This is a genomic window from Promicromonospora sp. Marseille-Q5078 (assembly GCF_050315395.1).
Taxonomy (GTDB): domain Bacteria; phylum Actinomycetota; class Actinomycetes; order Actinomycetales; family Cellulomonadaceae; genus Isoptericola.
Map to the genome: position 1 here is coordinate 3,130,395 of NZ_JBNPQG010000001.1, position 22,695 is coordinate 3,153,089.

The 22,695-nt window shown below is 68.9% G+C and carries 15 protein-coding genes and 3 rRNA genes; 2 read left to right on the forward strand and 16 right to left on the reverse strand.

Annotated features, from left to right (window positions below):
* Positions 1 to 42: 42 nt before the first annotated feature.
* The 3 genes from ACQFYA_RS14610 to ACQFYA_RS14620 form a co-directional block, all read right to left on the reverse strand.
* The gene (locus tag ACQFYA_RS14610; RefSeq protein ID WP_499127542.1) at positions 43 to 855 is read right to left on the reverse strand and encodes a hydroxypyruvate isomerase family protein; all 813 of its coding nucleotides are present in this window, start codon (positions 853 to 855) and stop codon (positions 43 to 45) included.
* Positions 856 to 1,115: 260 nt separating this feature from the next.
* Complete coding sequence (locus ACQFYA_RS14615; RefSeq protein ID WP_499125391.1) at positions 1,116 to 2,372, reverse strand: DUF6986 family protein; 1,257 nt, start codon at positions 2,370 to 2,372, stop codon at positions 1,116 to 1,118.
* Positions 2,369 to 3,850: an NAD-dependent malic enzyme gene (locus ACQFYA_RS14620; protein WP_499125393.1), complete on the reverse strand. Its 1,482-nt coding sequence runs from the start codon at positions 3,848 to 3,850 to the stop codon at positions 2,369 to 2,371. Before ACQFYA_RS14620 ends, ACQFYA_RS14615 begins: the two co-directional genes overlap by 4 nt.
* A gap of 186 nt (positions 3,851 to 4,036) precedes the next feature.
* On the opposite strand from ACQFYA_RS14620, the gene ACQFYA_RS14625 reads away from it, so the two are divergent.
* Positions 4,037 to 4,786 carry an IclR family transcriptional regulator gene (locus ACQFYA_RS14625; protein WP_499125395.1) on the forward strand — a complete coding sequence of 250 codons (750 nt, stop codon included), beginning with the start codon at positions 4,037 to 4,039 and terminating at the stop codon, positions 4,784 to 4,786.
* Between the two features lie 80 nt (positions 4,787 to 4,866).
* On the opposite strand, the gene ACQFYA_RS14630 is transcribed toward ACQFYA_RS14625, so the two are convergent.
* The 7 genes from ACQFYA_RS14630 to ACQFYA_RS14660 form a co-directional block, all read right to left on the reverse strand.
* The gene (locus ACQFYA_RS14630) at positions 4,867 to 6,561 is read right to left on the reverse strand and encodes a nucleobase:cation symporter-2 family protein (RefSeq protein ID WP_499125397.1); all 1,695 of its coding nucleotides are present in this window, start codon (positions 6,559 to 6,561) and stop codon (positions 4,867 to 4,869) included.
* Between the two features lie 40 nt (positions 6,562 to 6,601).
* Positions 6,602 to 7,546, reverse strand: coding sequence for a factor-independent urate hydroxylase (pucL, locus tag ACQFYA_RS14635; protein ID WP_499125398.1), 945 nt, complete (start codon positions 7,544 to 7,546; stop codon positions 6,602 to 6,604).
* 134 nt (positions 7,547 to 7,680) lie between these two features.
* The gene (gene uraH, locus ACQFYA_RS14640; protein WP_499125400.1) at positions 7,681 to 8,019 is read right to left on the reverse strand and encodes a hydroxyisourate hydrolase; all 339 of its coding nucleotides are present in this window, start codon (positions 8,017 to 8,019) and stop codon (positions 7,681 to 7,683) included.
* The gene (uraD, locus tag ACQFYA_RS14645; RefSeq protein WP_499125402.1) at positions 8,016 to 8,519 is read right to left on the reverse strand and encodes a 2-oxo-4-hydroxy-4-carboxy-5-ureidoimidazoline decarboxylase; all 504 of its coding nucleotides are present in this window, start codon (positions 8,517 to 8,519) and stop codon (positions 8,016 to 8,018) included. The genes uraH and uraD overlap by 4 nt, the downstream gene beginning before the upstream one ends.
* 429 nt (positions 8,520 to 8,948) lie before the next feature.
* A 5S ribosomal RNA gene (rrf, locus tag ACQFYA_RS14650) occupies positions 8,949 to 9,065 on the reverse strand.
* 123 nt (positions 9,066 to 9,188) lie between these two features.
* Positions 9,189 to 12,302, reverse strand: a 23S ribosomal RNA gene (locus ACQFYA_RS14655).
* Between the two features lie 538 nt (positions 12,303 to 12,840).
* A 16S ribosomal RNA gene (locus ACQFYA_RS14660) occupies positions 12,841 to 14,366 on the reverse strand.
* Together the 16S, 23S and 5S rRNA genes form the textbook arrangement of a ribosomal RNA operon.
* Positions 14,367 to 14,872: 506 nt before the next feature.
* Between ACQFYA_RS14660 and ACQFYA_RS14665 the strand changes: the two genes are divergently transcribed.
* The gene (locus tag ACQFYA_RS14665; protein ID WP_499125403.1) at positions 14,873 to 15,490 is read left to right on the forward strand and encodes a GNAT family N-acetyltransferase; all 618 of its coding nucleotides are present in this window, start codon (positions 14,873 to 14,875) and stop codon (positions 15,488 to 15,490) included.
* Between the two features lie 33 nt (positions 15,491 to 15,523).
* On the opposite strand, the gene ACQFYA_RS14670 is transcribed toward ACQFYA_RS14665, so the two are convergent.
* The 6 genes from ACQFYA_RS14670 to ACQFYA_RS14695 form a co-directional block, all read right to left on the reverse strand.
* Positions 15,524 to 16,501 (reverse strand): sugar phosphate isomerase/epimerase family protein, encoded by a 978-nt coding sequence (locus ACQFYA_RS14670; RefSeq protein ID WP_499125404.1) that lies wholly within the window; start codon positions 16,499 to 16,501, stop codon positions 15,524 to 15,526.
* Between the two features lie 137 nt (positions 16,502 to 16,638).
* Positions 16,639 to 17,640 carry a sugar phosphate isomerase/epimerase family protein gene (locus ACQFYA_RS14675; RefSeq protein WP_499125406.1) on the reverse strand — a complete coding sequence of 334 codons (1,002 nt, stop codon included), beginning with the start codon at positions 17,638 to 17,640 and terminating at the stop codon, positions 16,639 to 16,641.
* Between the two features lie 73 nt (positions 17,641 to 17,713).
* Complete coding sequence (locus tag ACQFYA_RS14680; protein WP_499125408.1) at positions 17,714 to 18,913, reverse strand: Gfo/Idh/MocA family protein; 1,200 nt, start codon at positions 18,911 to 18,913, stop codon at positions 17,714 to 17,716.
* Positions 18,914 to 18,967: 54 nt separating this feature from the next.
* Positions 18,968 to 20,035, reverse strand: coding sequence for a substrate-binding domain-containing protein (locus ACQFYA_RS14685; protein ID WP_499125410.1), 1,068 nt, complete (start codon positions 20,033 to 20,035; stop codon positions 18,968 to 18,970).
* A 97-nt stretch (positions 20,036 to 20,132) separates the two neighbouring features.
* Complete coding sequence (locus ACQFYA_RS14690; RefSeq protein WP_499125412.1) at positions 20,133 to 21,137, reverse strand: ABC transporter permease; 1,005 nt, start codon at positions 21,135 to 21,137, stop codon at positions 20,133 to 20,135.
* Positions 21,134 to 22,687, reverse strand: coding sequence for a sugar ABC transporter ATP-binding protein (locus ACQFYA_RS14695; protein WP_499125414.1), 1,554 nt, complete (start codon positions 22,685 to 22,687; stop codon positions 21,134 to 21,136). The genes ACQFYA_RS14690 and ACQFYA_RS14695 overlap by 4 nt, the downstream gene beginning before the upstream one ends.
* Between the last annotated feature and the right edge of the window lie 8 nt (positions 22,688 to 22,695).

The following is a 22,695-nucleotide window of genomic DNA, read 5'->3' on the forward strand; positions in this document are numbered from 1 at the left end:
GTCCTTCCGGAGGGGTCGGGGAGGTCGGGTGCGGCGCGGCGGTCAGCGGGCGGAGCCGTGACCGCGCTGCTCGCGCGGCAGCCAGGCGAACGGGTCCGCGTCGGCCGTCTTGTACTCGAGGCCGACCGGGCCGGCGTAGCCGGCGGTGCGCAGGTCGCCGACCCAGCGCTGGATCGGCAGGTCGCCGCTGCCCGGCGCGCCGCGGCCGGGGGCGTCGGCGACCTGGACGTGGGCGATGCGGTCGCCGTAGGTCTTGAGGTCGAGGTCGACGTCGGAGCCGTTGACCGACAGGTGGTAGACGTCGAAGAGCAGGCCCAGGTTGGTGGCCCCGTGCTCGTCGCGGACGCGGTCCAGGACGGCGACGGCGTCGGCCGACGTCTTCAGCGGGTAGGCGGGGGTGCCGGAGACCGGCTCCACCAGCACCGTGCCGCCGATGCGCTCGACCGCCTTCGCGGCCAGCGCGAGGTTCTCGGCGCCGAGCTCGTCCTGGGCCGCCGGGTCCACGCCCTCAAGGCGGTTGCCGTACAGCGCGTTGAAGGCGCGGCAGCCGGTGCGCTCGCCGATGCGGGCGACGACGTCGAGGTTGGCGCGCAGGTCGGCCGAGCGCTCGGGCCACGAGACCAGGCCGCGGTCGCCGCCCGGCATGTTCCCGGCGTCGAAGTTGAGGCCGGTGAGCTGCACGCCCGCGTCGGCGAGGGCGCCGACGAGGGCGTCGATCTCGTCCGCCGCGGGCGTCGGGGTCGCGAAGGGCCACCAGAGCTCGACGCCGTCGAAGCCGGCCGCCCGCGCGGCCGCCGGACGCTCCAGGAGCGGCAGGTCCGTGAGGAGGATCGAGCAGTTCACGGTGTAGGGGATCTGGTCCGTCATCGCTGACTCGCTTTCGCCAGATGGAAGTTCGGTTCCTTGTGGTGGAAACGCTACGCCGGGCCGGAGCGATCGGTCAACCCCCGCGGGGCGGCGTCCCGCCGCCCGTTCGTGATCCGGCGCACACCCTGTCGCGCCCACGGGGGCGGACAGCACGACGGCCCGGCAGGACGTCGTCCTGCCGAGCCGTCGTGGCCGGGATGCCGGAGTGCCGGCTGCCGGGGCGCCAAATGGGTCCAGGTGACGAGCGGTCAGGCCCCGACCGGGCGCGTCACCATCGCGGTGAGCTCGGCCGACCGCAGGCCGGCGCGCTCGAGGATCTCCGCTTCCCCCAGTGCCCCGCAGTCGAGGCCGCGCTTGAGGAACCACGCCAGCGCCTTGGCCGTGGCCGGCTCGTCGAGCACGGCACCCTCCACCTCGTTCACGTAGTTCGACAGCCGCTCGGCCGCGGGCTCGAAGCCCTCGCGGTAGAACGCGTACGTCGCCGCGAACCGGCTCGGGAGCTGGGCAGGGTGCAGGTCCCAGCCCTGGTAGAAGCCGCGCTCCAGCGAGCGGCTCACGAGGCGCCCGTGGTTCGCCCACGCCGCCCGCACCTGCGCGTCGTCGCCGACCGGCAGTACGTTCGTCGAGCCGTCGGACAGCCGGACGCCCGTCCCCGCGGCCGCGAGCTGCATGACCTCCTTGGCGAGGTCGGCCGCCGGGTGCTCCATCGACTGGTACGCGGCGGCGATGCCGAGCGACGCCGAGTAGTCGTAGGTGCCGTAGTGCAGGCCGCTGACCCGCCCGCGACCGGCGTGGATCATCCGCGCGACGGTCGCCGTGCCCGCGGAGTCCAGGATCGACTGCGGCGTCTCCACCTGCACCTCGAACCGGAGCCGGCCGGCCGCCAGGCCGTTCGCCTCCTCGAGCCGCTCGCACACCGCGACCATCGCCTCGACCTGCGCGACGGCGGTCACCTTCGGCAGGGTCAGGACGAGCCCGGCCGGGAGGTCCCCCGACGCGGCCAGCGTGCTGACGAACACGTCGAGCGTGCGCAGCCCGCGCGCCCGCGTGGGGCGCTCGAAGCACTTGAAGCGGATGCCGACGAAGGGCGTCGCGCCGCCGGCGTCGAGCTCCGCCCGCAGCGCCACGGCGGCCGCCGCGGTCACCTCGTCCTCGGCCGCGTCCGGGTGCGTCCCGTACCCGTCCTCGAGGTCGATGCGCAGGTCCTCGATCGGCTCGGTGGCGAGCTTGCGCTCCACCTGGGCCGCGACCGCCTCCCGCAGGTCGGCGCGCACGCCGACCGCGTCGAGGAGCGCGTCAGTGCCCTGCGCGTCGACGGCGGCACGGGCCCGGTCGCCCCAGTCCCGCGCCAGCCCCGCCGCGTAGCGGTGCGCCGGCACGTACACGGTGTGCACCGGCTGGCGCGTGCCGTCGTCGCCCGGGTAGGCCTGCTCGAGGTGCGCGTCGTGCGCCGCGAGCCGTCGCTCCACGTCGTCGAGCGTCGCCCGGTCGAGGGAGGCCTTCATCGTGCGGCCACCGGCTCGGCGTCCGTGTGCAGGGCGCGGCCGAGGTGCTGGGCGAGGTGCTCGGCGTCCTCGGCGCGGTGCGCGTCCACCGGGACCTCCTTGAGTCCCTCGGTCCGGACGGCGTCCGCCACGGCCTCCGCCACCCGGCTGTCGAACACGCCCGGGATGATGAACGCGGGGTTGAGCTCGTCGTCGCTCACGACCGACGAGATCGCCACGGCCGCCACGCGCAGCATCTCGTCGGTGATCAGCGTGGCGCCCGCGTCGAGCAGGCCGCGGAACAGACCGGGGAACGCCAGCACGTTGTTGATCTGGTTCGGGTAGTCGCTGCGGCCGGTGGCCACGACGGCGGCCGTCTCGCCGGCGGCGATCGGGTCGACCTCGGGCGTGGGGTTCGCGAGGGCGAAGACGATCGCGTCGTCGGCCATCCGCGCGACGTCGGCCCCGGTGAGGATGTTGCCCGCCGACACGCCGACGAAGACGTCGGCGCCGACGAGGCCCTCCGTGAGCGTGCCCGTGAAGCCGGACGGGTTCGTGTTCTCCACGATCCAGGTGCGGTTCTCGTCGCTGCCGGCCGACTCGGGGGTCAGCGCGCCGTGCCGGTCGAAGCCGATGATGTCCTGGGCGCCCTGGGCCAGCAGGAGGCGGATGATGGCGGAGCCGGCGGCGCCGACGCCGGAGACGGCGATGCGCACGTCCTCGATCTTCTTGCCCACGACCTTGAGCGCGTTGATGAGCGCCGCGAGGACCACGATGGCGGTGCCGTGCTGGTCGTCGTGGAAGACGGGGATGTCCAGCTCGTCGCGCAGTCGCTTCTCGATCTCGAAGCAGCGCGGCGCGGAGATGTCCTCGAGGTTGACGCCGCCGAAGCCCGGCGCGATCGCCTTGACGGTGCGGATGATCTCCTCGGTGTCCGTGGTGTCGAGGGCGATGGGCCACGCGTCGACGTCCGCGAACTGCTTGAACAGCGCCGCCTTGCCCTCCATGACCGGCATGGCGGCCGCCGGGCCGATGTCGCCGAGGCCGAGGACGGCGGTGCCGTCGGTGACCACCGCGACGGTGTTGCGCTTGATCGTGAGGCGACGCGCGTCCTCGGGGTGGTCCGCGATCGCGAGGCAGACGCGGGCGACGCCCGGCGTGTAGGCGCGCGAGAGGTCGCGGCGCGTCTTCAGCGGCACCTTCGGGGCGACGGCGATCTTGCCGCCCAGGTGCATGAGGAACGTCGAGTCCGACATCTTCAGGACGCGCACGCCCTCGAGGGCGTCGAGCGCCGCGACGATCCGCTCGCCGTGCTCCGCGTCGACCGTGTCGCAGGTGACGTCGACGACGATCGTGTCGGCGTGCGACTGCGCGATGTCGACGCCCATCACGGAGCCGCCGGCGGTGGCGATCTCGTGGACGACCTCGCTCGTCGCGCGCTGGGTCGCGGGCGCCTCGACGCGGAGGGTGATCGTGTAGCTGGGGCTGGGCATCGCCATGGTCTGGGGTTCCTTTCGGGGTACTGATGACCGGGGTGCTGATGACAGAAAGTTTCGAGATGTGGAAGGATGCTTTCCGGGACCGATCACGGTTCACGGGAAGGCTGAGTGCTCCCCCACGGCGGCGGGGCGCTCACGACCGGCCGACCGGCGGCGCCGGGGCCGCACGCGAAGGGGGACGTGACCATGGCGAACGGCACCGGGGTCCAGTCGGTGGACCGGGCGATCGACCTGCTCGAGATCATGACGGACCTCGGCGGTGACGCCGCGCTCAGCGAGCTGGCCGCAGCCGCAGGGCTCCCGCTCCCCACGATCCACCGGCTCATGCGGACGCTCGTCGGCCGGGGCTACGCCCGCCAGCTGCCGTCCCGCCGGTACACCCTCGGCCCGCGGCTGATCCGCCTCGGCGAGAGCGCCGGCCGGCAGCTCGGCGCGAGCGCCCGCCCGCACCTGGAGCGCCTGGCCCGCGAGCTCGGCGAGAGCGCCAACCTCGCGATGATCGACCGCGACATGGTGGTCTACGTCGCCCAGGCGTCGTCCTCGTACTCGATGCGGATGTTCACCGAGGTGGGCCGCCGCGTGTACACGCACTGCACCGGCGTCGGCAAGATGGTGCTCGCCGAGCTGCCGGACCAGACCGTCCGCGACATCGTCGGCCGCGTCGGGATGCCGCCGGCCACCGACCTGTCCATCACGGACGTCGACGACCTGCTCACCGAGATCCGGACGATCCGCGAGCAGGGCTACGCCGTCGACGACGGCGAGCAGGAGATCGGCGTGCGCTGCTTCGCCGTCCCGGTCAAGGACGCACCCACGCCCACCGCGCTCTCGGTCTCCGGGCCCGCGGCCCGCGTCACCTACGAGTTCGGCGAGGCCGCGCTCCCCCTCCTGCACGAGGTGGCGGAGACCATCTCGAAGGAGCTGCTCGCGGCCTGACGGCGCCCGGACGCCCGACGGGGGGCGCGAGCCGGTGCTCCCGGCTCGCGCCCTCCGTCGCGCGGGCGCAGCCGTCGGGGTCACCCGTCCCCCGTCCGGGCGCTGCCTGCGTGCACGAGCTGCCCCGACGGAGGCCGCGCGGCAGGCTCGCGGCCGGCGGTCCGCTCGGCGACCGCGGCGCGCGCCCCCTCGCGGATCTGCAGCACGTCCGGCACGCCGTCGGCGTCGAGGTCGATCGCCGACACGCAGCCCGAGCGCCGGCCGTGGCCGTGACGCACCCGCGCCTGCACGTCCGCGTTGAGGCGGGCGCGCCGCGCGTCCTGGCGCTCGGCGTCGAGCCGCGCGAAGTACTCCGCCCGGCGCTGCTCCTGCTCCTCAGTGACGACCAGCCGCGCCGAGGAGCCCGCGGTGAACACCGACGGGTCCTTGCTGCGCCGGCCCCACCGGATCTCGTTGAAGAGGAGGTTCAGGAGCACCGACACGACGGCCGCCGCCGCGATCCCCGAGTGGAAGATCATGCCCACCCAGGCCGGGAACCGGTCGTAGAAGTCGGGCACGGCGATGGGGATGATCCCGAAGCCCAGCGCCACGGCGACGAGCGTGAGGTTGAGGTTGCCCTCGTACTCGACCCGCGACAGCGTGCGGATGCCCGACACGGCCACCGACCCGAACAGGACGATGCCGGCGCCGCCCAGCACGGGCGACGGGATCGCCGCGACGACGCGGCCCAGCACCGGGAACAGCCCTAGCACGAACAGCACCCCGCCGCCGGCCGCGACGGCGAACCGCGAGCGGATGCCGGTGATCGCGACCAGGCCCACGTTCTGCGCGAACGCGGAGGCCGGGAACGAGTTGAGGAACGGCGCCACGAGCGTGGCGGCCATGTCGGCGCGCAGCCCGTCGCCGACGCGCTTCGAGTCGACCTTGGTGTCCAGCACCTCGCCGATGGCGATCAGGTCGGCGGTCGTCTCGGTCATGATCACGAGGATCACGATCGTCATCGAGATGATCGCGCCGATCTCGAAGACCGGGGCGCCGAACGCGAACGGCGTCGGCAGCTCGAAGACGGCGCCCTGCCGCACGCCGGAGAAGTCCGCCAGTCCCAGCGGCACCGCCACCACGGTCCCGATGACGAGCCCGAACAGGATGGACAGCCGGGAGATCGTGCCCTGGAGGAACTTGCTGAGCACCAGCACCACGGCCAGGGTGCCGAGGGCCAGCATGATGTTCGGGACGGAGCCCCAGTCGGCCGACTCCTCGTCCCCGCCCATCATCCAGCCGGCCGCCGTCGGCAGCAGCGAGATGCCGATGATGGTGATGATCGTGCCCGTCACGACGGGCGGGAAGAACCGCACGACCTGCGCGAAGAACGGACTGATCGCCAGGCCGACGGCGGCGGCCACGATGATCGCGCCGAAGACGGCGGGCAGCCCTCCGTCCCCGCTCGCCACCGCGACCATCGTGGACACGGTGGCGAACGAGATGCCCTGGACGAGCGGGAGCTGCGAGCCGAAGAACCGCACGCCGAGCGTCTGGAGCGCGGTGGCCAGGCCGCTCACGAGCAGCGCGGCCGAGACCAGGACGCCGATCTGCGCGCCGTCCAGCCCTGCCGCCTGCCCGACGATGATCGGCGGCGCGATCACGCCGCCGTACATCGTCATGATGTGCTGCAGGCCGTAGAGGAACGTCTTGCCCGGCGGGTACCGCTCGTCCTCCGGCCGACCGCCCTGCGGCGCGTCCACGGACGCGGCCTGGTCGATCGTCGTCGTGCTCATGTCGATGCTCCTTCGAACCGACTCCACGGAGCCACGCTGATCAGCAGAACCCCGTGACGGTCGCCCACGCGCGCGGCTCCGTGGCCGCGCCCTCCCGCTTCACCTCCGCCTCGATCTTTCCGTAGGGGCGGTCGGCGACGTAGAAGACCTCGTTCGGGTTCTCCAGGCCGAAGGGCTCGAAGTCGACGACGAAGTGGTGCAGGTTCGGCATCGAGAACTTGATCTCGCCGATCTCCGGGTGCGCCTCGAGCACGCGCTTGCCCATCTGGTAGAGCGTCTGCTGCAGCGCGAGCGAGTGCACGTCCGCGAAGGTCTCCAGCAGGATCCGGCGGACGTCGTCGTAGACGGCGTTGAAGTCGATGTCGAGGGACGTGTAGCGCCAGCGGGCCGTGACCGACGTCGCGAGGATGCGGTCGGTCGTCTCCTGCAGGGTGGTGAAGCGGTCCTTCGGGAAGCCGTGGAACTCCGAGCCCGTCGACTTCAGCACCTTGAGGTCCTCGAGGCCCGAGACCACGAAGACCTCGTCGCCGTCCCGCTGGACGATGGTGTTGCGCGTCTCGGTGCCGCCCTTGACGAACGCGTGGTCGTGCTCGCCGTCGGTGACGTTCGTCGTCAGCGAGGACGGGATGTGCTCCCAGGTGTACTCCTTGGCCTCCCAGCGGCCGCCCTCGATCCAGTCGAAGCTCGAGGTGAAGTGCTCCGCGAGGCGGATGGCGAACTCCTCGGGGGACGCGATGCCGTCCTTCGCGAGCCCGAAGATCGTGTTCTTCTGGGTGTCCGTGGGGACCACGCGGCCCTGGTCGCCGTCGATGTGCGCGGCGGAGAAGTCCCCGCGGAGCTGCGAGGTCACCGAAAGCTCGGTGATGCGGTGGCGCGCCTGGTCGCGGTCGACCTTCATGACGCGGACCTCGGCCTTGCCGTACTGGTTGTCGCCCAGCACGATCGTGCCCGTGGTGGCCTGGGCGTCGGTGGCGGTGACGGTCATGGTGCTGACTCCTTCATCCTGATGATGCGTGTGTCCCACACCGACCCCGCGGGGTCGGCCCTGGTGCGTCTCCGATGACGATGACGCAGGCCGCGGCGGCTCTGCCGCGGCCGGTGATGCGGGCCGGCGGCCCGTCAGCTCCCGCGGTACGTCGAGTACGCGAACGGGCTGAGCAGGCACGGCACGTGATAGTGGTCGCGCCCCGGCTCGACGGTGAAGTCGATGCTGATCGAGGGATAGAACGTGGCCGTGCCGAGCGCGGCGAAGTAGTCGCCGGTCGCGAACGTGACCCGGTAGGTGCCGGCGTCGAGCGACTCAGGGCCGAGGTCCTTGACGCGACCGTCAGCGTCGGTCGTCGCGTCCGCGAGCCGCTCCGCGGCGTCGGCCCCGACGCTCCACAGGGAGACGGCGACGCCCGCCGCGGGCAGGCCCGAGACGGCGTCGAGCACGTGGGTGGTGACGTGCGAGGTCATGAGAGCTCTCCTTCCAGGCGCAGCACGGCGATCTCCCGGAGCTGCTGGCCGGCGATGCGCCGCTCGGTGGCCGGATCGTTGCCGAGCCGCTCCTCGAGCGACGCGAGGATGTCCTCGGCGGACCGGCCCGCCGCACGGATGAGGAAGACGTGCCCGAAGCGCTCCTCGTAGGCGCGGTTGCCGGCACGGAGCCGCTCCTCCACCGACCCGGTCAGCTCGCCCAGCCCGGCCTGCTCCCGCCGCGAGTGGGCGGCGTCGCGGTCGTCCCCCGATGCCCGCTCCCCGATGCGCGGATGGCGCGCGAGGGCGGAGTCGATCTCCTCCTCGCTCCAGGGGTCCGCGACGGTACGGGCCGCCGAAAGGACGGCTTCGACGTCGGCGTAGGGGCGCCCGGCGACGACCTCTCCGGCCCACCGGGCGACCGACGCACACGACAGCACCTGTGCGCGGGCAACGTCGTCCGCCGCCGCGTTGAATGCCTCGAGACCAGCACTCGTCATCGAGCGATCCTCCTTCGAGCGATTCCACCCACCGGAAGCGGGTTTCCGTTCAGTGAAGTCTCACCCGCCAGCGGCGACGGTGTCAAGTGAGTCGCCGCTCACTCCCACAGGCGAGAGGGGCAACGCCTCGGTGCCGCCACGACTCGTGCGCATCACCCATGGTCAGCCCAGCGGACCCGCCGCGCCTACCCCTGCGGTGAAGACGTCGGGAACGCGCGCGCGCCGAACGGCGGGCCACGTCGTGGCTGCGGCAGGCGGCCATGGTCCGCGGTCCGCGGGCCGCCAGGAGAGTCGTCGTTGACCGAAGGCGTACGGCAAGGCCGGCAGGTTCAGGGGCGGCCTGCACCTGGGGCACGCGAAGCCGGCCGGTGTCTGGGTATGCGAAAGGCCCACCCCCGGCGTGCGGGGGTGGGCCTTTCGTGAATGGGTGTCCGGCGGCGTCCTACTCTCCCACCCCCTCTCGAGGGCAGTACCATCGGCGCTGAAGGGCTAAGCTTCCGGGTTCGGAATGGGACCGGGCGTTTCCCCAACGCTATGACCGCCGTAACTTTATCGAGTTGTCAGGGTGAACCCCGGCCACCACGTGTGTGGTGGTGGGGTTGGTGCCCGTTTCTCGGGAACCGCACAGTGGACGCGTAGCATGTTATTGACCAAACAGTGTTTGGTGGGTGTGTGAAGTTGTCGGCTTATTAGTACCGGTCAGCTCCGACAGTCTTTCGTCCTGTCTTCCACATCCGGCCTATCTACCCAGTGGTCTAGCTGGGTGCCTTCACCCCCGAGGGGGATGGAAACCTCATCTTGAAGCAGGCTTCCCGCTTAGATGCTTTCAGCGGTTATCCCTTCCGAACGTAGCTAACCAGCCGTGCTCCTGGCGGAACAACTGGCACACCAGAGGTTCGTCCGTCCCGGTCCTCTCGTACTAGGGACAGCCCTTCTCAAGTTTCCTGCGCGCGCAGCGGATAGGGACCGAACTGTCTCACGACGTTCTAAACCCAGCTCGCGTACCGCTTTAATGGGCGAACAGCCCAACCCTTGGGACCTACTCCAGCCCCAGGATGCGACGAGCCGACATCGAGGTGCCAAACCATGCCGTCGATATGGACTCTTGGGCAAGATCAGCCTGTTATCCCCGGGGTACCTTTTATCCGTTGAGCGACGGCGCTTCCACAAGCCACCGCCGGATCACTAGTTCCGACTTTCGTCCCTGCTCGACCTGTCGGTCTCACAGTCAAGCTCCCTTGTGCACTTGCACTCGACACCTGATTGCCAACCAGGCTGAGGGAACCTTTGAGCGCCTCCGTTACATTTTGGGAGGCAACCGCCCCAGTTAAACTACCCACCAGGCACTGTCCCTGATCCGGATCACGGACCGAGGTTAGATGGTCGATGCGGCCAGAGTGGTATTTCAACGATGACTCCTCCCGACCTGGCGGCCGGGAATCATAGTCTCCCACCTATCCTACACAAGCCGCACCGAACACCAATACCAAGCTATAGTAAAGGTCCCGGGGTCTTTCCGTCCTGCTGCGCGTAACGAGCATCTTTACTCGTAGTGCAATTTCGCCGAGCTCGCGGTTGAGACAGCGGAGAAGTCGTTACGCCATTCGTGCAGGTCGGAACTTACCCGACAAGGAATTTCGCTACCTTAGGATGGTTATAGTTACCACCGCCGTTTACTGGGGCTTAAATTCTGGGCTTCACCGAAGTTGACCCGTCCTCTTAACCTTCCAGCACCGGGCAGGCGTCAGTCCGTATACATCGTCTTGCGACTTAGCACGGACCTGTGTTTTTAGTAAACAGTCGCTTCTCCCTGGTCTCTGCGGCCCTCCCCGCTTACCACCGCTAGGGTGTTCACAGTTCAGGCCCCCCTTCTCCCGAAGTTACGGGGGCATTTTGCCGAGTTCCTTAACCACGATTCGCTCGATCGCCTTGGTATTCTCTACCTGACCACCTGAGTCGGTTTGGGGTACGGGCGGCTAGAACCTCGCGTCGAGGCTTTTCTTGGCAGCTGAGGATCACCCGTTTCCCGCATACGCGGTCACTATCAGTTCTCACCCTTGGTGCTCTGCGGATTTGCCTACAGAGCGGGCTACAACCTTGGACGTGGACTACCATCGCCACGCCGGGCTACCTTCCTGCGTCACCCCTGTTAACACGCTTACCTACTACCGGTTCGGGTCCCACGCCGCGCCTGCCGGTGTCGCCCGAAGGCAACGGTGACAGGTTTGGGGCGGTTAGCATCACCGGGCTCGGTATGGGCGGTTCTTCGCCGGTAGGAGAATATCAACTCCTTGTCCATCGACTACGCCTGTCGGCCTCGCCTTAGGTCCCGACTTACCCAGGGCGGATTAACCTGGCCCTGGAACCCTTGGTCATTCGGCGGACGGGTTTCTCACCCGTCATTCGCTACTCATGCCTGCATTCTCACTCGTGTGGGCTCCACCACTAGGTCACCCTGCAGCTTCACTGCCCACACGACGCTCCCCTACCCACCCACACACCTGAACATCGATCAAGTCGATGCTGGGCTAACGTGTGAGTGCCACGGCTTCGGCGGTGTACTTGAGCCCCGCTACATTGTCGGCGCGGAATCACTTGACCAGTGAGCTATTACGCACTCTTTCAAGGGTGGCTGCTTCTAAGCCAACCTCCTGGTTGTCTGTGCAACTCCACATCCTTTCCCACTGAGCACACGCTTAGGGGCCTTAGCCGATGATCTGGGCTGTTTCCCTCTCGACTACGAAGCTTATCCCCCGCAGTCTCACTGCCACGCTATGTCTTACCGGCATTCGGAGTTTGGCTGACGTCAGTAACCTGGTAGGGCCCATCGGCCATCCAGTAGCTCTACCTCCGGCAAGGAACACGTGACGCTGCACCTAAATGCATTTCGGGGAGAACCAGCTATCACGAAGTTTGATTGGCCTTTCACCCCTAACCACAGGTCATCCCCTCAGTTTTCAACCTAAGTGGGTTCGGTCCTCCACGCCGTCTTACCGGCGCTTCAACCTGCCCATGGCTAGATCACTTCGCTTCGGGTCTAGACCCGGCGACTGAATCGCCCTATTCGGACTCGCTTTCGCTACGGCTTCCCCACACGGGTTAACCTCGCCACCGAGCACTAACTCGCAGGCTCATTCTTCAAAAGGCACGCCGTCACCCCTGCTAAGGAGGCTCCGACGGATTGTAGGCACACGGTTTCAGGTACTATTTCACTCCCCTCCCGGGGTACTTTTCACCTTTCCCTCACGGTACTTGTCCGCTATCGGTCACTAGGTAGTATTTAGGCTTAGCAAGTGGTCTTGCCAGATTCACACGAGATTTCTCGGGCCCCGTGCTACTTGGGATCCCCTCTACCAGGCCGCGACATTTCGCCTACGGGACTCACACCCTCTACGGTCCGCCTTTCAATGCGGTTCGACTATGACACGGCTTTCTTACTGGCTGAAGAGTTGTCAGACTCCTCCAGAAGGTCCCACAACCCCGCATGTGCAACGCCTGACAGCTTGACACACACACGGTTTGGCCTCATCCGCTTTCGCTCGCCACTACTCACGGAATATCTCTTCCTGTCGGTACTGAGATGTTTCACTTCCCGACGTTCCCCCCTACACCCTATGTATTCAGATGCAGGTGACTGAGCATGACCCCAGCCGGGTTCCCCCATTCGGACATCCTCGGATCACAGCTTGTTTGCCAACTCCCCGAGGCTTATCGCAGGCTACAACGTCCTTCTTCGGCTCCTAGTGCCAAGGCATCCACCCTGTGCCCTTAAAAACTTCGACACACTACAATATTTCACAGAGATCAGAAAACCAGCCCGACCAACAACGCGGCAACCAGTCCGAAGACCACCACCACGCGCCGACCAGACCAGTACTGAACATCTGGGATGCTCGCGTCCACTGTGCAGTTCTCAAGCAACGGACGAACCCGTGAACCCACCGGCACGCCTACCCCGGCACCAGCCCCCCGAAGGAGACCCACCGAAGCGGTTCACACCAGGCCCACGACCCGTAACCATGCAGATCCAACAAGACCCTCACCATCGCCCACCCACCAGCCAGCACGAAACCCGTGCCGACCACCAGGAAGGGACGCCGATTGCCTCAGGACCCAACAGTGTGCTTGCGGACCAGACCCCGCCCCCACCCACCAGCTTTCCGCCACACCCGGAGCAAGACCCCGAACGCGTGTACTCACCAGCCGGCATGAACCGAACCGATCCTGCTAGTCAATGTTCCACCCATGAGCAACCACCAGACGCTCGAACGGCGCCTCAAGTGGCCTGCTGACCCCCAACGGGGCCTCAGATGCTCCTTAGAAAGGAGGTGATCCAGCCGCACCTTCCGGTACGGCTACCTTGTTACGACTTAGTCCCAATCGCCAGTCCCACCTTCGACCACTCCCCCCGGAAAACCGGTTGGGCCATGAGCTTCGGGTGTTACCAACTTTCGTGACTTGACGGGCGGTGTGTACAAGGCCCGGGAACGTATTCACCGCAGCGTTGCTGATCTGCGATTACTAGCGACTCCGACTTCATGGGGTCGAGTTGCAGACCCCAATCCGAACTGAGACCGGCTTTTTGGGATTCGCTCCACCTTACGGTATCGCAGCCCTCTGTACCGGCCATTGTAGCATGCGTGAAGCCCAAGACATAAGGGGCATGATGATTTGACGTCATCCCCACCTTCCTCCGAGTTGACCCCGGCAGTCTCCCATGAGTCCCCGGCATAACCCGCTGGCAACATAGGACGAGGGTTGCGCTCGTTGCGGGACTTAACCCAACATCTCACGACACGAGCTGACGACAACCATGCACCACCTGTGTACGAGTGTCCAAAGAGAACCCCATCTCGGGGGCTTTCTCGTACATGTCAAGCCTTGGTAAGGTTCTTCGCGTTGCATCGAATTAATCCGCATGCTCCGCCGCTTGTGCGGGCCCCCGTCAATTCCTTTGAGTTTTAGCCTTGCGGCCGTACTCCCCAGGCGGGGCACTTAATGCGTTAGCTGCGGCACGGAACTCGTGGAATGAGCCCCACACCTAGTGCCCAACGTTTACGGCATGGACTACCAGGGTATCTAATCCTGTTCGCTCCCCATGCTTTCGCTCCTCAGCGTCAGTTGCGGCCCAGAGACCTGCCTTCGCCATCGGTGTTCCTCCTGATATCTGCGCATTCCACCGCTACACCAGGAATTCCAGTCTCCCCTACCGCACTCTAGTCTGCCCGTACCCGATGCAAGCCCGAGGTTGAGCCTCGGGATTTCACACCAGACGCGACAGACCGCCTACGAGCTCTTTACGCCCAATAATTCCGGACAACGCTTGCGCCCTACGTATTACCGCGGCTGCTGGCACGTAGTTAGCCGGCGCTTCTTCTGCAGGTACCGTCACTTGCGCTTCTTCCCTGCTGAAAGAGGTTTACAACCCGAAGGCCGTCATCCCTCACGCGGCGTCGCTGCATCAGGCTTTCGCCCATTGTGCAATATTCCCCACTGCTGCCTCCCGTAGGAGTCTGGGCCGTGTCTCAGTCCCAGTGTGGCCGGTCGCCCTCTCAGGCCGGCTACCCGTCGACGCCTTGGTAGGCCATCACCCCACCAACAAGCTGATAGGCCGCGAGCCCATCCCCCACCGAAAAACTTTCCAACCCACACCATGCGATGCAGGCTCATATCCGGTATTAGACCTCGTTTCCAAGGCTTATCCCGAAGTGGAGGGCAGGTTGCTCACGTGTTACTCACCCGTTCGCCACTGATCCGTCCCAGCAAGCTGGGACATCACCGTTCGACTTGCATGTGTTAAGCACGCCGCCAGCGTTCGTCCTGAGCCAGGATCAAACTCTCCGTAAAAGAAGAGAAAACACCACGAACCCCAAAAGAGCCCGCAGCATTCAACGATACTGGCCAGACCAAGCTGAACTGCTCAGTCCGATCCAAAGAAACCAACAAAGGTTCCAAATAATTGGCATTGACTATCAAACACACTGTTGAGTTCTCAAACAACCGACGCACACCCACAAGACCAGGACCTTCAGACCCTGACCCCGCCGGGGCAACCACTCAAACTTACCAGACTTCTTCGGCCGATCCAACCGCCCGTTTCCAGGCAATGGACCGTCCGACCTGCGTCGGCAAGCCCCACATCGTATGCCCGGGGCGCACGAATGCTTCCCGATCCTCGATGTGAGTTCCAGCCCCGGGCGGCCACCTGAGCTCCGGTCTCCCGGATGATGCTCGTTGGTGTCCGTCTCCCTGTCGGGCTGACGTCGTAGAACATTACACGCTCCCCCGCGACCGGCCAACTCCGTCCGCGGTGACGCGGGGCACACCGCCGCGGAGGGGGCGAGAATCGTGTCGTGACCTCCCCGCAGACCGCCCCGGCCCGCTCGTCCTCCGTCGTCGTCCGTCCCGCCCGCGCCGCCGAGTCGGCGCACGTGGCGTGGCTCGCGGCGCTGACCTTCCCGCTCGCGTGCCCGCCCGGTACGCCCGTCGCCACGATGGCCGCGCACGTGGCGACGCACCTCGCGCCGGCGGACTTCCGGGCGTGGACGGTCTCCGGCCGGCACGCCCTCCTGGTCGCCGTCGAACCCGACGGCGAGGGCGAGGTCGTCGCCGAGCCGCTCGGCTACGCGCTCGTGGCATTCGGCTTCCCGGACGGCCCCGAGGAGCGCGCGGTGCTCGAGGCCGCCGTCGGGACGGGGCCCTACGCCGAGCTGTCCAAGATCTACGTGCGCCCGGACGCCCTGGGGGGCGGGGTCGCCGCTCGTCTCATGGACGGCGCCGTCGACGCGGCCGCCCGCCTCGCCGCGGCGGGCGGCGGCGAGGCCCCCCTGTGGCTCGGCACGAACGGCGCGAACGTGCGCGCCCAGGCGTTCTACCGCAAGCACGGGTTCGCGGTGGCCGGGACCCGGACCTACGACGTCGGCGGCGTGCAGCACGACGACGTCGTGATGGTCCGCCGGCAGGCGGGCTGACGACGGACCCGCACGACGTCGTCAGGCGTCGCGCTACCGCGCCCGCAGGTCGAGGATCGCGTCCGCGCTGCGCTCGGCGTTGCCGAACGAGTCCACGGGGAACGGGGGCTCGGCGACGGTGGACGCGTTGTCCTGCTCCCAGATGCCGTGCTGTCGGCCGGAGCCCTGCAGCGCCCCGAGGAACGCCTGGTAGTCCAGGTCGCCCACGCCGAACTCGACGATGTCGTACCCGTTCGACGACGCGGGGTTCACCCGGCCGTCCTTGAGGTGGAACATCGGATACCGCTTCCGGTTCGCCAGGACGTACTCGACCGGCTCGAAGCCGGGGTAGAGGTACCGGCCCACGAAGGCCCAGAACACGTCCATCTCGAGGAACACGGCGCCGGGGTCGGTGTTCTCGAGGAACACGTCGTACAGCCGCACCGACGGGTCGTCGGTCGCGAAGCCGAACTCGTGCTGGTGGTTGTGCTGGTAGAACTTCAGGCCCCGCGCCGCGGCCGCCGCCCCGAACCCGTTGAACTGTTCCGCCGCGGCGAGGTAGCCGGCGACCGTGCGGTCGTTCGTCGGCGCGTTGGCCGTGCCGACGTGCGCCATCCCGAGCGTCTGGGCGATGTCGAGCTCCGCCTCCATGTTCGCGGCGAAGTTGCCGATCCCGCGGTGCGACCCCACGGCGACGAGGCCGTTGTCGTCCAGGAGCGTGCGGATCTGCGCCGGGGTGATCGCGCCGAGCGCTCCCTGCGTGTACCCCGCGAACTCCACCTCGGCATAGCCGAGCTGCGCGAGCCGCTCGAACACGGCACGGAACCCCAGGGAGGACACCTTGTCCCTGATCGAGAAGAGCTGGATGCCCAGCTTGCCCGGCGGCACGAGCCGGCGGCCGCCCCCGCCCGCGGCTGCCGCGGGGACGGCCGCGGCTGTCCCCGCCCCGGTGACGGTCGCGGCACCCACCGCGACGGTGGACCCCGCCAGACGCAGGAACGTCCGGCGGTCGAGCTCGGTACGACTGGGCATGCTGATCCCCTTTGATCAGGGCGCCGGACGGTCCGGCGCCGGGCTGCAGGTACGTCGCGAGCGGTCGATGGTGGTGCAGGTGCGGCGGCGGTCAGGTCGTGGCGGGCGGCGGCAGCGGGCGGCGGCAGCGGGCGGCGTCAGCGGGCGGAGAAGGCGGCGTCGAACGCGGCGGCCGGCGGGTCGAAGACGTGGCTGCGCACGAACTCCAGGGCGGCGGGGGCGCCCACGAGCCGGTCCATGCCCGCGTCCTCCCACTCGATCGAGATCGGCCCCGGGTACCCGATGGTGCTGAGCATGCGGAAGGCGTCCTCCCAGGGCACGTCCCCGTGCCCGGTGGAGATGAAGTCCCACCCGCGGCGCGGGTCCGCCCAGGGCAGGTGCGACGACAGCCGGCCGTTGCGCCCGTTGGCCATGCGCTTCTTCGAGTCCTTGCAGTCCACGTGGTAGATGCGGTCCCGGAAGTCCCAGAGGAAGCTCACCGGGTCCAGGTCCTGCCACACCATGTGGCTCGGGTCCCAGTTGAGGCCGAACGCCTCGCGGTGGCCGATCGCCTCGAGGGTGCGCACCGTGGTCCAGTAGTCGTAGGCGATCTCGCTGGGGTGCACCTCGTGGGCGAACCGCACCCCCACCTCGTCGAAGACGTCGAGGATCGGGTTCCACCGGTCGGCGAAGTCCCGGTAGCCCGCCTCGATCATCGCCTCCGAGGCCGGCGGGAACATCGCCACGTACTTCCAGATCGACGACCCCGTGAACCCGACGACCGTGTCGACCCCCAGGCGCGCCGCCAGCCGCGCCGTGTGCTTCATCTCCTCTGCGGCGCGCTGCCGCACGCCCTCGGGGTCGCCGTCGCCCCACACGACGTCGGGCAGGATGTCGCGGTGCCGCTCGTCGATCGGGTCGTCGCAGACGGCCTGGCCCTTGAGGTGGTTGGAGATCGCGTACACCTTGAGCCCGTGCCGCTCCAGCAGGTCGAGCCGGGACTGCACGTACGCGTCGTCGTCCCACCGCCACGGGTCGAGGTGGTCGCCCCAGCAGGCGATCTCCAGCCCGTCGTACCCCCAGCCCGACGCGAGCCGGGCCACCTCCTCCAGCGGCAGGTCGGCCCACTGGCCCGTGAACAGGGTGATCGGTCGTGACATCGGGCGTGCTCCTTCGGGTCTCACGGGTTCGGTCTCGACAGTCAGGGTTTCGACAGGCAGGGTTTCGACAGGCTCAACCAGCGCTGGGCAGGTCCATCCAGGCGTGGCCCTTGGCTGAGCTGCGCTCGACGGCGTCGAGCACGCGCTGGACGGCGAGGCCGTCCGCGAACGACGGCGTCGGCTGCCGCCCGGCGGCGAGGTCGCCGACGAGGTCGACGACCTGATGGGTGAACGCGTGCTCGTAACCCAGTCCGTGGCCGGCGGGCCACCAGTGGCCGCCGTAGGGGTGCTCCGGCTCCGTGACGACGATGCGTCGGAAGCCCGCGACCTGGGCGTCGTCGGCGGCGTCGAAGTAGTGCAGCAGGTTCATGTCCTCGAAGTCGAAGGCGATCGAGCCGCGCGTGCCGTTGACCTCCAGCCGGATCGCGTTCTTGCGGCCCCACGCGTAGCGGGTGGCCTCGAAGCTCGCGAGCCCGCCGCCCGACAGGCGGCCGAAGAAGACGGCGGCGTCGTCGACCGTCACGGGGCCGGTGCCCTCCCCCGCCTCGCCGGACAGGCCCGCGAAGGAGGCCGGCACCGGGCGCTCGCGCACGAAGGTCTCGAGCATCCCGGCCACCCCGACCAGCCGCTCCCCCGTGACGAACTGCGCCAGGTCGACCACGTGCGCCCCGATGTCGCCGAGCGCGCCCGAGCCGGCCTTCTCCTTGTCGAGCCGCCACGACAGCGGCGCCGCGGCGTCGGAGAGCCAGTCCTGCAGGTACTGGGCGCGCACGTGCCGCACCTCGCCGATCCGCCCCTGCTGCACGAGCTGCCGGGCGAGCTGGATCGCGGGGACGCGGCGGTAGGTGAACCCCACCGCCGCGAACACCCCGCGCTCCGCCGCGGCGTCGGCCGCGCGGACCATCTCCTCCGCCTCGGCCACCGAGTTCGCGAGCGGCTTCTCGCACAGCACGTGCTTGCCCGCCTCGAGCGCGGCGACGGCGATCTCGGCGTGGGTGTCGCCCGGCGTGCACACGTCCACGAGGTCGACGTCGTCCCGCGTGAGCAGCTCACGCCAGTCGGTGACGGCCTCGTCCCACCCGAGGTGCTCCGCCGCCGCCCGCACGCCGTCGGCGCTCCGGCCCGCCACGACCCGCATGCGCGGGGCGAGCGGGAGGTCGAAGAACCGCGGCGCGGTGCGCCACGCCTGCGAGTGCGCCGCCCCCATGAACGCGTACCCGACCATCCCGACGCCCAGCGTCGGCGTGCCCCCTGCCGTGGCGTGCTCGCTCATCGAGCGCCCTCCTTCGTCGTGCGGATCGTGCGTGCGGAACTCAGGACCGGACCGTCAGGACCGGAACCCGATGGGCATGTACTGGTCGACGTTGTCCGCCGTGACGACCGGCGCGTACAGCTGCGTGGTGCGCGGGACGCCGGCCGAGACCAGGTCGCCCATGTTCTTGTCGTGCACCACGAGCCTGGCCAGCTTGATGCCGTCGGCCGCCTGCGTCGACGGGTAGACGACCGTGGCCTGCAGCACCGAGTCGTCGGCCTTGATGTGCTCCATGACGTCGAGGGACCCGGCGCCGCCGACCATGAAGAACTCGTCGCGGCCGGCGTTCTCGATCGCGGCCAGGACGCCGACGCCCTGGTCGTCGTCGTGGTTCCAGATGGCGTCGATCTGCGGCTCCGCCTGCAGGAGGTTCGACGTCGCCGTCTCGCCGCCCTGGACCGTGAAGTCCGCAGCCACCTGGGTCGAGACCTTGAGCCCGCAGTCGCCGAGCGCGTCGGCGAACCCCTTGCTCCGGTCCTGCGTGAGCGGCAGCGACGCGATGCCCTGGATCTCCGCGACGACGGCGTCGGGCTTGTCGCCGAGCTGCTCGCAGATGTAGGTGCCGGCGCTCACGCCCATCCCGTAGTTGTCGCCGAGCACCGTGGCGCGGGCCGCGAACGGGCTGGAGAACTCCCGGTCGACGTTGATGACGGGGATGCCCGCGTCCATCGCCTTCGTGGCGACCTCGGTGAGCGCGGCGCCGTCGAACGGCAGGAGCACGATCGCGTCCACGCCGTCGTTGATGAACTGCTCGACCTGGCTGATCTGCACGTTGACGTCGTTGGTGGCCTCCGCCTGCCGGAGCTCCACGTCGGAGTACTGGTCGGCGGTGTCGACCGCCGACTGGGTGATGGCGCCCATCCAGCCGTGGTCGGCGGCGGGGGCGGAGAAGCCGATGACGACCTTCTCCCCCGGCTCGTCGTTCCCCTCGGCAGCGACCTGCGGCGCGGCCGAGGTCTCCTCCTCGGCCGGCTCGTTGCTGGTGCAGCCGGCGGCGAGCAGGACGGCGGTGGTGGCCACCGCGGCCAGCGCGGCGGTGCGCCGGCGGCGGGTGGGGCGTTCCAGCGCGGTGCGTGCGGACATGTGATCATCCTCGATTCGGTCCGGCCCTGCCGGGCGGGTGGCCCGGTGCGGGTGGTGCTGGGTGGTGCTGGGGTGGTGCGGGGAGGTGCGGGCGGCGTCAGGTCGACGTGGAGCGCTTGGCGAAGCGCTGCTGGAGGAGGACGGCGATCACGATGATCACGCCCTTGGCGACGTTCTGGGCGGAGATCGACAGGTTGTTGATCGTGAACACGTTGGTCAGCATCGAGAAGATGAGGACGCCGATCACGGTGCCGACGATCGTGCCGCGGCCGCCGATCAGCAGCGTGCCGCCGACGACCACCGCGGCGATCACGTCGAGCTCGTAGTAGAGCCCGTTCGTCGAGGTGCCTGCGGTGGTCCGGGCGAGCATCATGACGCCCGCGATGCCGGCGGTCAGGCCGGACAGCCCGTAGACGTACAGCAGGTGGCGCTGCACCTTGATGCCGGCCAGCCGCGACGCCTCGGCGTTGCCGCCCACGGCCACCGTGCGCCGGCCGAACGTGGTGCGGTTGAACAGGAACCAGCCCGCCACGGCGACGACGGCGAACATCCAGACCAGCACGGGCACGCCGATGAGGTCCTCACGGAAGAAGTCGAGGAACCCGTCCACGGTGACGACCTGCGTCTGCCGGCCCGAGATCATCTCCGCGAGTCCGCGGGCGGCGATCATCATCGCGAGGGTGGCGATGAACGCCACGACCTTGCCGTACGCGATGATCAGGCCGTTGATGAGGCCGGCGGCGGTGCCCACCGCGAGCCCCGTCAGGACCATGACCGTCCAGTGCAGGTCCTCGGCCATCGTCTGGGTGGCGAGCGTGCTGGCCCAGACGGTCGCGAGCCCGAGCACCGACCCGACCGACAGGTCGATGCCGCCGGCCGTGATGACGAACGTCATCCCGATCGCCAGGACCCCGGTCACCGACGCGAGCCGGAGGATGGTCATGACGTTGTCGAGGCTGGCGAAGCGCTCGCCGCCCGTGATCACCCCGACGACGGCGAGGAGGACCAGGGCCACGACGAGCCCGACGGTGCGCCCGGCGGGACCGGACAACCACGAGGACCGCGACTCGGCCGCGGGTGGCGCATCGACCTGGGTGCTCATGCGACGGTTCCTTCCATGACGAGGTCGAGCACGCGGTGCTCGTCGATGTCCTGCGCCGGTGCACGGTGCACGACGCGTCCCTCGGAGACCACGAGCACGTGGTCGGCCAGCCCCAGGACCTCGGGGATCTCGCTGGAGACGACGACCACCGCCGTCCCGGCGTCGGCGAGCCGCCGCACCAGGTCGTACAGCTCGGAGCGCGCGCCGACGTCGACGCCGCGGGTGGGCTCGTCCAGGAGCAGCACGTCGCAGCCGTGCACGAGCCACCGGCCGAGCAGGGCCTTCTGCTGGTTGCCGCCCGACAGCGTGCGGGCGGCACGGTCCACGCCGGCGGGCCGCAGGTCGAGAGCCGCGACCTGCTCGCGCGCTGCGGCGCGCTCCGCGCGCTCATCGAGCCAACCGCCGCGCGCGATGCGCGCGAACGTGGAGAGCGTGATGTTCCGGTAGACGGGCTCGTCGAGGACGAGCCCCTGGCTCTTGCGCTCCTCGGGGCACAGGCCGATGCCGGCGGCCACCGCGGCGTCGACCGAGCCGCTCCGGAGGCGCCGGCCCTTGACCGCGACGCTGCCCGCCGTCCGCCGGCGGGCGCCGTAGAGCGTCTCGAGGATCTCCGACCGGCCCGCCCCGACGAGCCCCGCGAGGCCCACGATCTCGCCCGCCCGCACCTGGAACGACACGTCCTCGAACGTGCCCGCGAGGGCGAGATCCTCGACGTCGAGCACGACCGGCGCGTCCTCGGGCACCCCGGGCCGGGTCGGGAAGGCGTACTCGACGGTGCGCCCCGTCATGAGGCGGATGAGCTCGGCCGTGGGGGTGGTGGCCGCCGGGAGGTCCCGGCCCACCGTGCGTCCGTTCTTGAGGACCGTGATGCGGTCGCCGATCTGACGGATCTCCTCCAGGCGGTGGGAGATGTAGACGACCGCCACCCCCTGCGCGGTGAGCCCCCGCACCACGCGGAAGAGGTTCTGCACCTCGCCCGCGTCGAGCACGGCGGAGGGCTCGTCCATGACGATGACGCGCGCGTCGTGGGACAGCGCGCGCGCCATCGACACCACCTGCTTGCCGGCGGCCGACAGCCTGCCGACCTCGCGGTGCGGGGAGATCTCGGGGTGGCCGAGCCGGCGGAGCATCTCGCGCGTGCGGCGGATGGCCTCGCGCCGCTGCGTGAACCCGCCGCGTTCGAGCTCGTGGCCGAGGAAGACGTTCTCGGCCACGGTGAGCCCGTCGACCACGTCGAGCTCCTGGTAGATGGTGGCGACGCCGTGCCGCAGCGCCGCGACCGGGTGCGGGATGGCGATCTCCTCGCCGTCGAGCACGATCCGGCCCGAGGTGGGCTGGTGCGCGCCGGCGAGGACCTTGATGAGCGTGGACTTGCCGGCGCCGTTCTGGCCGAGCAGGCAGTGCACCTCGCCCGGCAGCACGTCGAGGTCCACCCCGTCGAGCGCCTTGGCGCCCGGGAAGTGCTTGACGATGCCCTCCATGCGCAGCAGAGGGGCGGGGGCGTCAGTGCCCTCCGGCGGTGCCGCGTCGTCGCGGTCCACGTCGACCATGATCCGAA

Bases quoted from the DNA above. Each gene is read 5' to 3' on its own strand.
- ACQFYA_RS14670 (WP_499125404.1), bottom strand. From the start codon at position 16,501: ATGCCCAGTCGTACCGAGCTCGACCGCCGGACGTTCCTGCGTCTGGCG.
- ACQFYA_RS14680 (WP_499125408.1), bottom strand. From the start codon at position 18,913: ATGAGCGAGCACGCCACGGCAGGGGGCACGCCGACGCTGGGCGTCGGG.
- ACQFYA_RS14630 (WP_499125397.1), bottom strand. From the start codon at position 6,561: ATGAGCACGACGACGATCGACCAGGCCGCGTCCGTGGACGCGCCGCAG.
- ACQFYA_RS14675 (WP_499125406.1), bottom strand. From the start codon at position 17,640: ATGTCACGACCGATCACCCTGTTCACGGGCCAGTGGGCCGACCTGCCG.
- ACQFYA_RS14615 (WP_499125391.1), bottom strand. From the start codon at position 2,372: ATGAAGGCCTCCCTCGACCGGGCGACGCTCGACGACGTGGAGCGACGG.
- ACQFYA_RS14620 (WP_499125393.1), bottom strand. From the start codon at position 3,850: ATGGCGATGCCCAGCCCCAGCTACACGATCACCCTCCGCGTCGAGGCG.
- ACQFYA_RS14695 (WP_499125414.1), bottom strand. From the start codon at position 22,687: ATGGTCGACGTGGACCGCGACGACGCGGCACCGCCGGAGGGCACTGAC.
- ACQFYA_RS14685 (WP_499125410.1), bottom strand. From the start codon at position 20,035: ATGTCCGCACGCACCGCGCTGGAACGCCCCACCCGCCGCCGGCGCACC.
- uraD (WP_499125402.1), bottom strand. From the start codon at position 8,519: ATGACGAGTGCTGGTCTCGAGGCATTCAACGCGGCGGCGGACGACGTT.
- ACQFYA_RS14625 (WP_499125395.1), top strand. From the start codon at position 4,037: ATGGCGAACGGCACCGGGGTCCAGTCGGTGGACCGGGCGATCGACCTG.
- ACQFYA_RS14690 (WP_499125412.1), bottom strand. From the start codon at position 21,137: ATGAGCACCCAGGTCGATGCGCCACCCGCGGCCGAGTCGCGGTCCTCG.
- uraH (WP_499125400.1), bottom strand. From the start codon at position 8,019: ATGACCTCGCACGTCACCACCCACGTGCTCGACGCCGTCTCGGGCCTG.
- pucL (WP_499125398.1), bottom strand. From the start codon at position 7,546: ATGACCGTCACCGCCACCGACGCCCAGGCCACCACGGGCACGATCGTG.